Annotated in this window: 1 protein-coding gene; it reads left to right on the top strand. The window is 49.9% G+C overall.

The features are described from left to right. Nucleotides 1-84: 84 nt before the first annotated feature. Nucleotides 85-829: OmpA family protein (locus MoGM_RS03225; RefSeq protein WP_158249546.1), on the top strand; the 745-nt coding region annotated here is incomplete at its 3' end.

Genomic DNA, 829 nt, shown 5'->3' with positions numbered 1-829 from the left:
GTTTACATTAAGACTGATATAACAACTTCATTCTTTGCGTAATTGCTGACATTTCAGTAATTTTGCGGTTTATATTCCAAAACGATGAAAAGGTTGTTTGTTTTCTTGTTATTGAACGCCTGCATGGTGGACATGTCAATGTCGCAGATAATTGCAGATTCCGTGCGGATACTTTTTCAGCCGGGAAGCAGCCGGATACAACCGGGCTCAAACGGCAATGCGTTGTCTGTTTTTGCCCGAGAAGTGCGCAGATGCGGAGTCAGCGGAAATCTTGAGCGGTTGGTTGTACGGGCATATACCTCGCCCGACGGGGTGAGTACAGCCAATCTACGGCTCAGTGCCGACCGTTGCCAGGCTGTCGCCGACTACATTATGTCCAATGCCGGAATTGATGCGGACCGGATTGACAGTTATCCGTGCGGGATTGCCTGGGATAAGCTTAGGCGTATGATCGCCTCCGACCATCATGTGCCGGGACGCCGGGAAGCGCTTGACATCATAGATCGCACCCCGGTATGGGTACATGATGCCCGGGGCAATGTTTCCGGAAGCCGCAAGAAAAGCCTTATGGACTTTCAGGGAGGACAGACTTACCGGTGGTTAAGAGAGCACTTTTTCGAAGAGTTGCATTATGCGGTCGTTGAACTTCATGTGAAGAAGCAGGAAAAGGGAAACGGTAATTATATCCCGGAAGATGATGAACTATTTGCGATCATTGACTCTACCTTTTGTCGGACGGAAAAGCCTGCCCTGCAAGTGGAAGGGATAAATAGCCGGATGATGTTTCCCCATATCCAGGACGGAGAGCGTACGGCACACCGGATGGCAC

This window comes from Prevotella sp. MGM1, assembly GCF_002933775.1.
In the GTDB taxonomy this organism is placed as follows: Bacteria; Bacteroidota; Bacteroidia; order Bacteroidales; family Bacteroidaceae; genus Prevotella.
The sequence above is the reverse complement of the archived record's forward strand: the minus strand, read 5'-3'. Positions and strand labels throughout refer to the sequence as shown.